Genomic DNA, 249 nt, shown 5'->3' on the forward strand with positions numbered 1-249 from the left:
GCCCCGGACAGCCTCATCCACCGTCCGTTCAGAGCGACGATGCCCCCTGCTGTGAGCTGGTTCTGCCCGCCGGCACGCTTCGTATCAGCGGAAAGCTGACGCCAGAGCTGCTTCAGATGCTTATCCGTGAAATGCAGGGAGGGAGCCGGTGATATCACTCCCTGCAGGTTCCCGCATCTGGCTGGTCGCCGGCGTCACGGACATGCGCAACGGCTTCAATGGTCTGGCTTCCAGGGTGCAGAATACGTT

The 249-nt window shown here is 61.8% G+C and carries 2 pseudogenes; both read left to right on the top strand.

Annotation, left to right across the window (positions count from 1 at the left end):
• Positions 1 to 152, top strand: a pseudogene (locus tag F7Q90_RS26385) (IS66-like element accessory protein TnpA); the annotation flags it as partial.
• Positions 149 to 249 (top strand): annotated as a pseudogene (locus F7Q90_RS27000) (IS66 family insertion sequence element accessory protein TnpB); the annotation flags it as partial. The pseudogenes F7Q90_RS26385 and F7Q90_RS27000, both read left to right, overlap by 4 nt.

The organism is Pantoea stewartii subsp. stewartii, assembly GCF_008801695.1.
GTDB classification, from domain to species: Bacteria; Pseudomonadota; Gammaproteobacteria; order Enterobacterales; family Enterobacteriaceae; genus Pantoea; species Pantoea stewartii.